Annotated in this window: 13 protein-coding genes; 8 read left to right on the top strand and 5 right to left on the bottom strand. The window is 64.2% G+C overall.

The genetic code is table 11. The features are described 5' to 3' along the window. Positions 1-10 precede the first annotated feature (10 nt). The 3 genes from ACZ9GA_RS17855 to ACZ9GA_RS17845 all read left to right on the top strand — a co-directional run bounded on the left by ACZ9GA_RS17855 (position 11) and on the right by ACZ9GA_RS17845 (position 3,069). Entirely contained in the window at positions 11-811 is an 801-nt protein-coding gene (locus ACZ9GA_RS17855) for a sulfite exporter TauE/SafE family protein (RefSeq protein WP_457361439.1), read from the top strand. A gap of 182 nt (positions 812-993) precedes the next feature. Next, on the top strand, positions 994-2,358 hold the full coding sequence (locus ACZ9GA_RS17850; protein ID WP_457361440.1) for a GntT/GntP/DsdX family permease: 1,365 nt from the start codon (positions 994-996) through the stop codon (positions 2,356-2,358). 135 nt (positions 2,359-2,493) lie between these two features. After that, positions 2,494-3,069 carry a flavin reductase family protein gene (locus ACZ9GA_RS17845; RefSeq protein ID WP_476226473.1) on the top strand — a complete coding sequence of 192 codons (576 nt, stop codon included), beginning with the start codon at positions 2,494-2,496 and terminating at the stop codon, positions 3,067-3,069. Between the two features lie 82 nt (positions 3,070-3,151). Here the strand turns inward: ACZ9GA_RS17845 and ACZ9GA_RS17840 are convergent, their stop codons facing one another. Both ACZ9GA_RS17840 and ACZ9GA_RS17835 read right to left on the bottom strand, forming a co-directional pair. Then, positions 3,152-3,475, bottom strand: a complete 324-nt coding sequence (locus ACZ9GA_RS17840; protein WP_457361442.1) for a thioredoxin family protein — start codon at positions 3,473-3,475, stop codon at positions 3,152-3,154. Positions 3,476-3,667: 192 nt separating this feature from the next. After that, positions 3,668-4,729, bottom strand: a complete 1,062-nt coding sequence (locus tag ACZ9GA_RS17835) for an NAD(P)-dependent alcohol dehydrogenase (RefSeq protein ID WP_457361443.1) — start codon at positions 4,727-4,729, stop codon at positions 3,668-3,670. Between the two features lie 240 nt (positions 4,730-4,969). Here ACZ9GA_RS17835 and ACZ9GA_RS17830 point away from each other — a divergent pair, with 240 nt between their 5' ends. Continuing rightward, positions 4,970-5,653, top strand: coding sequence for a Dps family protein (locus tag ACZ9GA_RS17830; RefSeq protein WP_457361444.1), 684 nt, complete (start codon positions 4,970-4,972; stop codon positions 5,651-5,653). 279 nt (positions 5,654-5,932) lie between these two features. Beyond that, entirely contained in the window at positions 5,933-8,053 is a 2,121-nt protein-coding gene (locus ACZ9GA_RS17825; RefSeq protein WP_457361445.1) for a hybrid sensor histidine kinase/response regulator, read from the top strand. Here the strand turns inward: ACZ9GA_RS17825 and ada are convergent, their stop codons facing one another. From ada to ACZ9GA_RS17810, 3 genes are all read right to left on the bottom strand, one after another. Continuing rightward, the gene (gene ada, locus ACZ9GA_RS17820) at positions 8,054-8,923 is read right to left on the bottom strand and encodes a bifunctional DNA-binding transcriptional regulator/O6-methylguanine-DNA methyltransferase Ada (protein ID WP_457363696.1); all 870 of its coding nucleotides are present in this window, start codon (positions 8,921-8,923) and stop codon (positions 8,054-8,056) included. It abuts the gene before it with no gap. Positions 8,924-8,971: 48 nt separating this feature from the next. Next, the gene (locus ACZ9GA_RS17815; protein WP_457361446.1) at positions 8,972-9,520 is read right to left on the bottom strand and encodes a cupin domain-containing protein; all 549 of its coding nucleotides are present in this window, start codon (positions 9,518-9,520) and stop codon (positions 8,972-8,974) included. A 94-nt stretch (positions 9,521-9,614) separates the two neighbouring features. Beyond that, on the bottom strand, positions 9,615-9,956 hold the full coding sequence (locus ACZ9GA_RS17810) for an FKBP-type peptidyl-prolyl cis-trans isomerase (RefSeq protein WP_457361447.1): 342 nt from the start codon (positions 9,954-9,956) through the stop codon (positions 9,615-9,617). A 295-nt stretch (positions 9,957-10,251) separates the two neighbouring features. Here ACZ9GA_RS17810 and ACZ9GA_RS17805 point away from each other — a divergent pair, with 295 nt between their 5' ends. The 3 genes from ACZ9GA_RS17805 to ACZ9GA_RS17795 all read left to right on the top strand — a co-directional run bounded on the left by ACZ9GA_RS17805 (position 10,252) and on the right by ACZ9GA_RS17795 (position 12,978). Then, a complete protein-coding gene (locus tag ACZ9GA_RS17805) occupies positions 10,252-10,716 on the top strand; it encodes a GlcG/HbpS family heme-binding protein (protein ID WP_457361448.1) in 465 nt (154 codons plus the stop codon). Positions 10,717-10,847: 131 nt separating this feature from the next. Continuing rightward, entirely contained in the window at positions 10,848-11,381 is a 534-nt protein-coding gene (locus tag ACZ9GA_RS17800; RefSeq protein ID WP_457361449.1) for a sugar dehydrogenase complex small subunit, read from the top strand. Further along, positions 11,374-12,978 carry a GMC family oxidoreductase gene (locus tag ACZ9GA_RS17795; protein WP_457361450.1) on the top strand — a complete coding sequence of 535 codons (1,605 nt, stop codon included), beginning with the start codon at positions 11,374-11,376 and terminating at the stop codon, positions 12,976-12,978. Before ACZ9GA_RS17800 ends, ACZ9GA_RS17795 begins: the two co-directional genes overlap by 8 nt. The last annotated feature ends 14 nt before the right edge of the window (positions 12,979-12,992 follow it).

The following is a 12,992-nucleotide window of genomic DNA, read 5'->3' as shown; positions in this document are numbered from 1 at the left end:
GAGCGCGACCATGCTCGCAATGCTGTTGGGGATGGTGATCGGCGTGGTGCTGGGCCTGACGGGGGCGGGGGGCGGCATTCTCGCGGTGCCGGCTTTGGTGCTGGGCCTTGGCTGGCCCATGACCCAGGCGGCGCCTGTGGCGCTGCTGGCCGTGGGCGCTGCGGCTGCGGTGGGCGCCATCGATGGCCTGCGCAAGGGTATCGTGCGCTGGCGCGCGGCGCTGTTGATGGCCGGGCTGGGCACACTGTTCACGCCGCTGGGGCTGCTGGTGGCGCATCGGCTGCCGGATCATTTGCTGGTGGGCCTGTTCTGCGGCGTGCTGCTGATCGTGGCGTGGCGCATGTTCAGCCAGTCGCGCGAAGCCAAGTGCGCAGGCTCCGGGATCGATCACAGTTGGGAGCAGAAGAACTGCATGCTCAACCATCAGACCGGGCGTTTGAACTGGACGCTCCGCTGCAGCGTCACGTTGTCGGTGGTGGGGTCGTGCTGTGGGTTTTTGACCGGGTTGCTGGGCGTGGGTGGCGGGTTCCTGCTGGTCCCGGCGTTTCGCCAGCTCACGGATATCCGGGTGCACGGGATTATCGCCACCTCGCTGATGGTGATCGCTCTGGTGTCGGGGATGGCGGTGGTGGGCGCGTTGCATGCCGGGGTGCGCATACCGCTGGAGGGCGGAGCGTTCATCGCCGCCAGCGTGGTGGGCATGGTGGTGGGGCGGGTGCTGTCGCCCAGGATACCGGCGCGGGTGTTGCAGGTGGGGTTTGCGGGCTTGTGTGTGGCGGTGGCGGTGTACCTGGCGCTGAAGCTGCCCTGAACGCAACCCTGTAGCCGCTGCCGCCAGGCTGCGCTGGCCCTCATAGGCACTGGAGATCTCCAGCGAGGCACAGGCCCAGCGCAGCCTGGCGGCAGCGGCTACGGTCGCGCACCGATGGTATGCTGTCGGGCAATTGCAACCAAATGTTGCAAAGGTAACTGCCCAACAATAAGGAGTACCCGGTGGACCCCACGAACATCGCTTGGCTTGCCCACGACACCCGCCTCATCCTCTGCTGCCTGGTGGCCATCGCCACCATCATCATCCTCATCAGTGCCACCAAACTCCCGCCTTTCCTGTCGATCCTGGTCGGCACCTTCATCGCCGGCATTGGCGCCGGGCTTGGGCCGGAAGAAGTGGCCAAGGCCTTCAGCAAAGGCGCTGGCGGTATCCTGGGCGAGGCGGGCATCATCATCGCCCTTGGCTCCATGCTGGGCGCTTTGATGGCCGAGTCGGGCGCGGCGGACCGCATCGCCAGTACCCTGTTGGGGCTTGGCAAAGGCCGCAGCCTGCCTTGGGTCATGGCCCTGGTGGCGCTGGTGATCGGCCTGCCGCTGTTCTTCGAGGTGGGCCTGGTGATGATGGTGCCGATCATCTTCGTCATGGCGCGCCAGTCCAACCAGCCGCTGCTGAAGATCGCCATTCCGGCGCTGGCCGGCATGACGACCCTGCATGCGCTGATGCCTCCGCATCCAGGCCCGTTGATCGCGGTCAGTGCGCTGCATGCGGACCTGGGCCTGACCATGCTGCTGGGCTTCACCATCGCTTTGCCGGCCGTCATTCTCGCCGGCCCCCTGTACGGCAACTGGTTGTCCAAGCGCATGGACGTGCAAGAGCCTGCCGAACTGGGCGCGCTGTTCAGCGCCAAGCCTCAGCGTCAGCCGGGTTTCGCCATTTCGCTGTTGATCATCCTGCTGCCCGTGCTGCTGATGCTGGGCAGCACGCTGGCCAAGGTCGCCCTGGCGCCTGAGACCACCCTGGCGGTGACCCTCAAGTTTCTCGGCGAGCCGCTGATTGCCCTGGGCATCGCCGTGCTGGCCGCCGTGGTGTGCCTGGGCTGGGCCAACGGCCTGCCGCGCGAGCAGGTGGGCAACACCCTGCGCAAAAGCCTTGCGCCGATTGCCGTGCTGCTGCTGACCATCGGCGCCGGTGGCGGCCTGAAGCAGACGTTGTTGGACGCGGGCGTCAGCCAAACCATCAGCAAGGCGGCTGAGGGTGCGCACATGCCGTACCTGCTGCTGGCCTGGCTGATCGCCGTGGCCCTGCGCCAGGCGACTGGTTCGGCTACCGTGGCGACTACCACCACCGCAGGCATCCTGGCGCCGATGATGGCGGGGCTGGCGGCGACCCAGAGCTCGCTGGTGGCCTTGGCCATTGGCGCAGGGTCGGTGTTTTTCTGCCACGTGAACGATGCCGGGTTCTGGATGGTGCGTGAGTATTTTGGCTTGCAGTTGAAGCAGACCATCTGGGTGTGGTCGGTGTTGCAGACGATTGTGTCGGTGGTGGGGTTGGCGGGCACGTTGCTGCTATGGCACCTGCTGACTTGACCCACCCCGTAGCCGCTGCCGCCAGGCTGCGCTGGCCCAGATGTGCACTGCAGATCCCCAGCGGGGCGCAGGGCCAGTGCAGCCTGCGGCAGCGGTTACAGAGTACACTGCCCGTTTTTACCGGAGCTTCCCCCCATGCCCACCCACCACCGCCTCCCCGTGCCACTGGACAAAGCCTACCGCCTGCTCAACCACGGCCCCACCGTGCTGGTCAGCGCCGCCCACGACGGCCAGCGCAACATCATGGCCGCCGCCTGGGCCATGCCGCTGGACTTCGAACCGCCCAAGGTGGCCGTGGTGCTGGACAAGTCCACCTGGACCCGCCAGTTGCTGGAAGCCAGCGGCACCTTCGTGTTGCAGGTGCCTTGCGTCGCCCAGGCCGACATCGTCCAGACCGTCGGCAACACCGCCGGCAAGACCTTCGACAAATTCGCCGCCTATGGCCTGCAGACCTTTGCCGGTGAACAGCTGGAGGCGCCCTTGCTGGAAGGCTGCGTGGCCTGGCTGGAATGCCGCCTGCTGCCCGAGCCGCACAACGAAGGCACCTATGACCTGTTCCTGGGCGAGGTGATCAGCGCCCAGGCGGATGCGCGGGTGTTCAGTGAGGGGCATTGGCATTTCGAGGGTCATGATCAATTGCGCACCTTGCACCATGTGGCGGGTGGGCATTTCATGGCGATCGGTGCGCCGGTGGTGGGGAAGATGCTGTAAGCCATTTCGGGATTACTGGCTATGGCAGGCTTGTGCCGACCGTTCACGGCGCGGGCTTGCAGCATCTTTTTCAAGCTCGTTACTACAGATTTTTGTCAATGAATGCCACGAGTTTCTCCTGGGATATTGCGCCTTCAATCCTGGCTGTCGGCGTTAGTTCTCCTTTGAATATGAGCAAAGTCGGTACGGCATATAACCCACATCTCGCTGCGGCTGCAGGGGCGGCATCGGCGTCTACCTTGAAGAAGGAAACTCGGTTCAGGTATCTGTTCGAAACCTCGTCTAGTACCGGTGCCAAAATCTTGCTCGGGCCTGACCATGCAGTCGCGAACGCTATTAGCACCGCGCCCTCGGTGTTCAAGATCGTATCTTCGAAGTCATCATCAGTCAGTGATTTCAGTTTCATTGCGCGTACCTCCTCAAGGGGTTTGCCATTATTCATCTGGCAAAACACTATGAGTCGGCTGCCAACCCCCGGCTACTGTCAGAAGTAACAGGTAGCCGCTGCCGCCAGGCTGCGCTGGCCCTTGCATGCACTGAGGATCTTCAGCGAGGCATAGGGCCAGCGCAGCCTGCGGCAGCGGCTACGGTATTGGCATCAGGCAGCCGCTTCCTGCTTCAACGTCGCCATGTCGATCACAAAGCGGTACTTCACATCCCCCTTGAGCATCCGCTCATACGCCTGGTTGATGTCCTGCATGGCAATCATCTCGATGTCCGAGACAATGTTGTGCCTGGCGCAGAAGTCGAGCATCTCCTGGGTTTCCTGAATGCCGCCAATCAGCGACCCCGCCAGGCTACGACGCTTGAAGATCAGGTTGAACACGGTAGGCGAGGGGTGCGGTGAGTCGGGTGCGCCGACCAGGGTCATGGTGCCGTCGCGCTTGAGCAGCGCCAGGAACGGGTCCAGGTTGTGCGGCGCAGCGACGGTGTTGAGGATGAAGTCCAGCTGGTTGGCCTGGGTGGCCATCTGCTCGGCATCCTTGGACACGATGACTTCGTCGGCGCCCAGGCGCAGGCCGTCTTCGCGCTTGTTGGGCGAGGTGGTGAACAGCACCACGTGGGCGCCCATGGCGTGGGCGATCTTGACCGCCATGTGGCCCAGGCCCCCCAGGCCTACCACGCCGACTTTCTTGCCGGGGCCGACCTTCCAGTGGTTGAGTGGCGAGTAGGTGGTGATGCCCGCGCACAGCAGCGGGGCCACGGCCGCCAGGTTGTCCTTGTGGGGAATGCGCAGCACGAATTTTTCCTTCACCACGATGCTGTCCGAGTAGCCGCCGAAGGTGTTTTCACCGCCGAACACCGGGCCGTTGTAGGTGCCGGTAAAACCACTTTCGCAGTACTGTTCCTCACCCTCGGCGCAGGACGCACAGTGCTGGCAACTGTCGACCATGCAGCCCACCCCGGCCACGTCGCCGACCTTGAAGTTTTTTACGTTGGCGCCGACTGCCGTGACCTTGCCGACGATCTCGTGGCCGGGCACCGACGGGTAGAGGGTGTTGTGCCACTCGTTGCGCGCGGTGTGCAGGTCGGAGTGGCAGACGCCGCAGTAGAGGATGTCGATCTGCACGTCATCGGCCCCGGGCGCGCGGCGGTCGAAACGGTAGGGCTTGAGGGTGTCGCTGGCGCTTTGGGCGGCGTAGCTAAATGTCTTGCTCATGACAGTGACCTCGGTGGGGGAAAAAAGCTTGGAACAGCATAGCCGCACATACGTGCCATAAATCCTTGCGGCGATGAGCGAAGATCGCCGCCACCCTTGAAATGATGAAACCAAAGCCCAAGGTAGTGATCAGATTGAGTTGCTTGAAAGCGACCTGTTAGGCTGGAGGATCAGCGTGTCGTCGGCATGTCCGGCCGCTGCATGAATCTTCCGTTCCAAGACCCGAGGAGAACTACTGCAATGGCAACGCCCACCAAAAAGCCCGCCGCTGTGAAGAAACCTGCAGCCGCAAACAAACCAGCCGCCCCCAAGACCGCTGCTGCCAAACCTGCTGCTGCCAAAGCGGCCGCCAAGCCGGTCGCGGCCAAAGCGCCTGCGGCCAAGCCTGCACTGGACAAACCCGCCGCGCTGAAAAGCCGCGTGCGCGCCCTGGCCACCCCGACCGACCTGGGCAGCGACGCCACTCGTGACCTCAGCGGCGCACTGAACCGCCTGCTGGCCGACGTGTTCTCGCTGTACCTGAAAACCAAGAACTTCCACTGGCACGTCAGCGGTCCGCACTTCCGTGACTACCACCTGCTGCTGGACGACCACGCTACCGAAATCTTCGCCATGGTCGATGCCATCGCCGAGCGTACCCGCAAGATTGGCGGCAACTCGCTGCGCTCCATCGGCCACATCGCCCGCCTGAGCAAAGTGGCGGACAACGATGCCGAGTTCGTGCAGCCGCTGGACATGCTGGGCGAGCTGCAGGACGACAACAAGAACCTGGCCGGCTACATGCGCGAAGTCCACGAGCTGTGCGACAAGTACAACGACATCGCCACTGCCAGCCTGATCGAGAATTGGATCGACGAAACCGAACAGCGCACCTGGTTCCTGTTCGAAACCAGCCGCCAGGGTGACGTGACTACCGGTCACTGATCCGCAATCCGTAGCCGCTGCCGCCAGGCTGCGCTGGCCCTGTACCACGCTGGAGATGTCCAGGGTTCACACCGGCCAGCGCAGCCTTCGGCAGCGGCTACAGGCCCGCGGTGTAGCCGCTGCCGCCAGGCTGCGCTGGCCCTGTGCCCCGCTGGAGATTCTCAGTGTTCACTCTGGCCAGCGCAGCCTTCGGCAGCGCCTACGGTTTTGGTAGTGAAACCTTTGCGCCAGCGCTAGACTCTATGGGCGATACACCGCTCACGGAGCCCGAGTCCGGCAATGCATTTCCTTTCCCAAGACCACGGCTGCGAAGGCTGGCGTGGCGAAATGGCTGCGCGAATCCGCGAGTTCGACTGGTCGCCCACCGACCTGGGCCCGTTCAATCAATGGCCACCCAGCCTGCGCACCGCCGTGCAGTTGCTGCTGGCTTCACCAGTCCCGTTGGTGATGCTGTGGGGCCATCCGGGCTACATGATCTACAACGACGCCTATTCGGTGTTCGCCGGTGGCCGTCACCCCTACCTGCTGGGCTCACCCGTGGAGCTGGGCTGGCCTGAAGTGGCCGATTTCAACCGCAATGTCGTCGACACCTGCCTGGCAGGCGGCACCCTGTCGTATCGCAACAAGGAACTGGTGCTGCTGCGCAACGGCGTACCGGAAGATGTGTGGATGGACCTCTATTACAGCCCTGTGCCCGGCGATGACGGGCGCCCGGCCGGGGTGATGTCCATTGTGGTCGAGACCACCGCGCACATGCTCTCCGAGCGTGCGCGGCAGGCGGCCGAGCGCGCCTACCGGGCCACCAACGAACGCTTGCAGATGGCCCTGAACACAGGCGCCGTGCTGGGCTCGTTCGTGTGGGACCTCAAGCATGATCGGCTGTCCGGCGACGAGCGTTTTGCCCGCACGTTTTCCTACCCGCCGCAGTGGGACCTGGACCAACTGCCGTCGGCCTTCGCCATGGAGCGGATCCATGGCGACGATCGTGAGCGGGTGCGCGAGCTGATCGACCAGGCCGTCCGCGCCGGTAAGCCCTACAGCGCCGAATACCGGGTGCTTCACGCCGATGGCAGCTACCGCTGGGTGCAGGCCAGCGGGCGCTGCGACTACGACGACAACGGCCAGGCATCGCGCTTCCCCGGCGTGCTGATCGACATTCACGAGCGCAAGATCGCCGAAGCCTCGTTGCTACAAATGACCCGCAACCTGGAGCAACGGGTAGAAGAGGAAGTAAGAGCGCGGTCCGAAGCCGAAGACAAACTGCGCCAGTCGCAAAAGCTGGAGGCCATCGGCAGCCTGACCGGCGGCGTGGCCCACGACTTCAACAACGTGCTGCAGGTAATCGCCGGCAACCTGCACCTGCTGGCCCGCCAGCAAGGCGACAACCCCCAAGTGCAGCGGCGCGTCACGGCCGCCATCGCCGCAGTGGAGCGCGGCGCCAAGTTGTCCTCGCAACTGCTGGCCTTCGCCCGTCGCCAGCAACTGTCGCCGGCCATCTACAACCTGCGCCGGCTCTACGACGGTCTGGGCGAACTGCTGCTGCGCGCACTGGGCGAAACCGTGCGCGTGCGCATGCAGGTGCCCGACCAGCCCTGGTCGATCCACGTGGACCGCAACCAACTGGAAAACGCCGTGCTCAACCTGGCCATCAACGCCCGGGACGCCATGAACGGTGAGGGCGTGATCGCCATCACCGCCGACAACCTGGTGCTGAGCCGCGAGTTCTGCGCGGGCAAGGACATTGCCGCCGGGGATTATGTACGGCTGTCCATCAGTGACACCGGTGCCGGCATGTCGGCCGCCATCCTGGCTCAGGCCTTCGAGCCGTTCTTCACCACCAAACCTGATGGCCACGGCACCGGCCTGGGCCTGAGCATGGTGTTTGGCTTTGTCAAACAGAGCGCCGGCCACGTCGAGATCAGCAGCGTCGAAGGGCAGGGCACCACGGTGCAGATGTACTTCCCGCGCAGCGAAGGCGTGGAGGGCGTTGATGAATTACCACTGGCAAGCGACACGCTGCGAGGCGAAGAAACCATCCTGGTGGTCGAGGACGACGACCAGGTGCGCGCCACCGCGGCCGAGTTGCTGGAGCAGTCCGGCTACCGGGTGATCACCGCCGAAAACGGCGACGTGGCCATGCGCTTTTTACTGGATGGGCTGCGCGTGGACATGATCTTCACCGACGTGGTGATGCCCGGGCAGGTCAAGAGCGCCGACCTGGCCGCCTGGGCCCAGGCGCGCACGCCGCCGCTGCCGGTGCTGTTCGCGTCGGGGCACACCCGCGATATCATTTCACGCAACAATGAACTGGCGCCGCATCAGCACCTGTTGAGCAAACCTTATGGTCCCGAGGCGTTGACCACGATGGTGCGTCGGGTGTTGCAGGGCGCCACTGGCTGATCAGTGCGCCTCACGCTCCAGTAAGCGCCGTTTACGCTCCACACCCCAGCGGTACCCCGACAGCGCGCCGTCGCTGCGCACCACCCGATGGCAGGGGATGGCCACGGCCAGGCGGTTGGCGCCACAGGCCTGGGCCACGGCGCGGGTCGCCGTGGGGGCGCCAATCAGCCGGGCTACTTCGGCGTAGCTGGCGGTGCTGCCCACCGGGATGCTGCGCAGGGCTTGCCACACGCGTTCCTGAAAGGCCGTACCGCGCACGTCCAGCGGCAGCTCCAGGCCGATGCCCGGCGCTTCGACAAAGCCCACCACCTGCGCCACCCACTGCTCGAAGGCGGGGTCGGCGCCAATCAGCTCGGCCTGGGGGAAGCTATCCTGCAGCTCGCGCAGCAGTTGCTCGGGGTCATCGCCCAGCAGGATGGCACACACGCCACGCTCGCTGCCCGCCACCAGAATGTCGCCCAGCGAACAGCGCCCCAGGGCAAAGCGGATGCTCACCTGGGCGCCACCATTGCGGAACTGTCGCGGCTTCATACCCAGCCGCTGGTTGCTGGATTGGTAAAAACGGCTGTTGGAGTTGAAGCCAGCCTCATAGACCGCGTCCGTCACCGAACCGCCGGGCTTGAGCTGCTCACGCACGCGCTGGGCACGACGAGCGTCGGCATAGGCCTTGGGCGTCAGCCCGGTGAAGCGCTTGAACAGACGGTGGAAATGATAGGGGCTGAGCCCCACATGCGCGGCCAGTTGCGCCAATGACGGCGGGCTGGGCGCGGTGTCCATCAGCTCGCAGGCGCGGGTCACCAGGGCGGCGTGGGGGGCGATATCAGGCGCGGGGCACATGGGTGTTACCTTGCAGGTTGAACATGGTCCCAGCTTAAACCGCGCCTGTTCAGCAAACACCCCGATTCTTGCGCGCCGCCTTTAGAAGTTGGCCGGGGTGTTGGCGCTGATGACTTCCGCCTCGTCCTGACCGATGTTGCGGAAGCGGTGGGGCAGGGTGGTGGGGATGTAATAGCCGTCGCCGGCATTGAGGATGCTGGTCTGGCCGTCGATGGTCAGCTCGATAGTGCCACGGGTGACCACACCACATTCCTCGCCTTCGTTGTGCACGATCAGCTCGTCGCCCGAGTGCGCGCCGGGGGCGTACAGTTCGCGCAGCATGCGCATGTCGCGGCCGGGCAGGGTGGCGCCCACCAGCAGCAGGCGCAGGCCTTCGCGGCCCAGGTCCGGTTGCTCGTCGGAACGGAACACGTAGCGCTCCTGCTTGGGCGGCTCGTCGAAGGTGAAGAAGTCAGCCAGGCTCATGGGGATGCTTTGCAGCAACTTCTTCAGCGAGCTGACCGACGGGCTGACGCGGTTCTGCTCGATGTTGGAAATCGTCGAGTTGGTCACGCCGCTGCGCCGCGCCAGTTCGCGCTGGGACAGTTGAAACCGTTCGCGCACCAACTTCAGTCGTGTTCCGGTATCCATAGGTGCCTTATTGTTCAGAGGGCTTCATGTCGAAAATGACCTGACCTTTATAGCCATCGCCGTGGGCAGGTCAAGGCTTTTAGCAGTTGCAGGCTCAATCGTCGCGCGTCAGCACTTCCAGCAGTTCGATCTCGCCGTGCAGGTCGCTGCCCGGCGTGATGTGCGCGCCCATGCTGCGCTCGCCGTAGGCCAGGTGCGCGGGCACAAACAGCTTGCGCTTGCCGCCCACTTGCATGCCCATCAGGCCGATGTCCCAGCCCTTGATGACGCGGCCGGTGCCGATCACGCACTGGAAGGGTTTGCCCCGGGAAAACGAAGAGTCGAACTCGGTGCCGTCCGCCAGCGTGCCGCGATAATGGGTGGTGATCAGCGCGCCCTTGACCACGGCCTTGCCGTCGCCCAGGTGGAGGTCTTCTACCAGTAGTTCGTTGTTCATCGAGGGTACCTGTCAAATCCGGGCGCCTAGTTTACTCATATTGCTGGCCATATCCCACCGTAGGGTTCCTGTAGCAGCTGCCGAAGGCTGCGTCTGGACTACGCGGTGAATCAGGCATGACGCGCCGCCTGTGACGCGACCTGGCGGCCGCTGCTACACCCGAGCCAGGGCTGTTTCTGAAATGTCAATGCGGCAATTGTTCGCTTTTTTGTAACGATCATTTGCGCAAACGCGGGTTTTTAGTGGACTAACCAGTTGGTTAAAATTGGTTACTGCTCATAGGAATGGCAACTTCATGAAAACCCTGTCTTTTTTCTTCGGTGCCAGCATTCTGGCATTGGCTTCCTCCAGCGCCTTCGCGGCCACCCATCAGCAACTGGACAACGCCCAGGCCGTGCAGGTGATCAGCAACGTCAAGGCCAGCCTGGCTGCGCAGAAAAGCTTCGGTTGCGTAGCGGTGGTCGACGTGTCCGGCACCCTGCTGGCCTTCGAGCGCCTGGACGGCGCGCCGCTGGGTTGCGTTGACGCCTCCATCGGCAAGGCCCGCACCTCGGCGCTGTACCGTGCCCCGTCGGTGAAGTTCATGGAACGCCTGCAGAAAGGCGAATCCACCGTGCTGGAAATCCCCCACGCCGTGGCACTGGGCGGTGGTTACCCGCTGACCCTGAACGGTGAAGTGGTCGGCGCCGTCGGCGTCAGCACCCCGGTACAGGCACTGGACAACCAGGCCAGCGAAGCTGCAGCCCAAGCGCTGAAGTAACGCCCCCTTTTTCACCCGTTACACCGGTACCGCGACAGGCCCACGCCAGTCGCGGCGCCCCACTGTGCACACCATTAAAAAGCCCTGGAGCCTTTGCTATCAGGGATGTGATCACATCGGACGATCCAACCATGATAAATCTAAGCCGACGCCATCTGGTCTTCGGCGCCACCAGCCTCCTGGCTGCGGGTGCCCTGGGCAAGACCTTGCTTGTGTCCAACGCGTTCGCCAGCGCCCCGCTGGTCAACAACCTGACCCTACCTGCGGACTTCCTGGCCCTGTCCATGCGCCTGACCGGCATCGACAAGCCCGACCTGCAACTGGGCCAACGCCTGTACGACTGGCTCAACCACGCCGATGCGCAGCTGAGCGCCAACATGGGTGCCCTCAGCGCCCTGCTGGACGCGCAGCAAGGCGCCGCTCCCGCGGCCTTCCAGGCACAACTGGTGGCCCAGGCGGCCCCGGTCGTGGCCCTGTACCAGGCCCTGCTGGGCGGTTGGTACCTGGGTGTGGTGGGCAGCAAGCTGAACCCCGTGTGCGTCGGCTTCGAAACCATCGTCAGCTACCAGTTGCTGAGCACCTCCTTCACTCCGCCGAGCTACTGCGCCGGCGAACCGAATTTCTGGATTCAACCCCCCCAGTCCGAGAGCGTGGCCCATGTCTGATTCCCTCAGTGCAGATGTAGTCGTCATTGGTGCCGGCATTGCCGGTTCCCTGTCGGCGCTGAAAATGGCCAAGGCCGGCGCTTCGGTGCTGATGCTGGAGTCGGGTCCGGAAATCAAGCGTGACGAAGCCGTGGAGCTGTTCCGCAACAGCCCGCTCAAGGGCGACTTCACCGAACCCTACCCGCCGAAACCCTGGGCGCCGCAGCCCAAGTTCCAGCCGGTGGACAACGGTTACCTGATCCAGAAAGGCCCGGACCCGTACCTGGCCTCCTACCTGCGCGGCGTCGGTGGCACCACCTGGCACTGGGCGGGGCAGGCGTTCCGCATTCTGCCCAACGACATGAAGCTGCAATCGCTGTACGGCGTGGGCGTGGACTGGCCGCTGAGCTACGACGAGCTAGAACCCTACTACTGCGACGCCGAGTTCCAGATGGGCGTGTCGGGCGACCACGACCAGGGTTCGCCGCGCTCGCAGCCGTACCCGCTGCCGGGCATCCCGCTGCCATACGGTTTCGAGCGCATGAAGCAGCGCCTCAAGGGCCTGGGCTATGAAGTGGGCATTGGCCCGCAGGCGCGTAACAGCGTGCCGTTCGACGGCCGCCCGGCCTGCTGTGGCAACAACAACTGCATGCCCGTGTGCCCGATCGACGCCCAGTACCACGGCGGCATTGCTGCGCGCAAAGCACTGGACGCCGGCGTGCGCATCGTCGCCAACGCCGTGGTGTACCGCATCGAGGCCGATGACAAGGGCCGCATCGTCGCCGTCCACTACCTGGACGCCAACAAGGCCAGCCACAAAGTCACCGGCAAGCAGTTCGTGCTGACCGCCAACGCCATCGAAAGCAGCAAGCTGCTGCTGATGTCCACCAGCGACCGCCTGCCCAACGGCGTCGCCAACAGCAACGACATGGTCGGCCGTCACCTGATGGACCACCCAGGCTCCTCCGTGGAGTTTCTGGCCGACGAGCCGATCTACTTCGGGCGTGGCCCGATGCGCCCCAGCAGCATCAACAACATCCGTGACGGTGCGTTCCGCTCCGAGCGTTCGGGCCTGCGCATCGACCTGGCCAACACCAACCCTACGCGCATGCTCACCGAGCGCCTGATCAAGCAGGGTTACTACGGCAAGGCGCTGAACGAGAAGCTCAAGTACCAGGCCGACCACTACGTGCTGCTCAAGGGCATGATGGAAATCCTGCCCGACCGCGACAACCGCGTCATGCTCAGCAAGACCGAGAAGGACGCCTGGGGCCTGCCGCGCATCGAAGTGCACTACAAGTTCCCGGACTACGTGCACAAGGGCTACGACCACTCCATCGACGTCTACAAGGAAATCGCCGCTGCCATGGGCGGTACCGAAGTGGTGTTCAGCAAGCGTGGCGTGTACGACAACAACCAGCACATCACCGGCACCCTTAGCATGGGCGCAGACCCGGCCACTTCGGTGGTTGACCGCGACCTGCGCAGCCACGAGCACGAGAACCTGTTCATGGCCGGCACCGGCGTAATGCCCACTGCCGCCATCGTTAACTCGACCCTGACCGGCACCGCCCTGGCGCTGCGCATGGCCGACACCGTGCTCAAAGGCTTGGCATGAACCGGGAGCTAACC

It is taken from the genome of Pseudomonas sp. TE3644, from assembly GCF_056278815.1.
Note: the sequence above shows the minus strand (reverse complement) of the source record. Positions and strands in the feature narration are given on the sequence as shown.